The 215-nt window shown below is 67.4% G+C and carries 1 pseudogene; it reads left to right on the top strand.

The annotated features are described in order from the left end of the window. Positions 1 to 20 precede the first annotated feature (20 nt). A pseudogene (locus DC347_RS21315) lies at positions 21 to 215 on the top strand (short chain dehydrogenase); the annotation flags it as partial.

Below are 215 nucleotides of genomic sequence, written 5' to 3'. Positions count from 1 at the left end.
ACACGCTGGCCAAGATGGGCATGAGCCTGGTCACGCTAGGACTGGCCGGCGAGTTCGGGCCGCAGGGCGTGGCGGTGAATGCGCTGTGGCCGAGAACTGTGATCGCCACCGACGCACTGAACATGATTCCCGGGGTGATGGTCGAACGCTGCCGCACGCCCGACATCGTGGCCGATGCGGCACAGGCCATCCTGACCCGCGAAGCGCGCGGCTTC

The sequence above is a fragment of the Pseudarthrobacter sp. AG30 genome (assembly GCF_003116525.1).
Taxonomy (GTDB): Bacteria; Actinomycetota; Actinomycetes; order Actinomycetales; family Micrococcaceae; genus Arthrobacter.
Note: the sequence above shows the minus strand (reverse complement) of the source record. Positions and strands in the feature narration are given on the sequence as shown.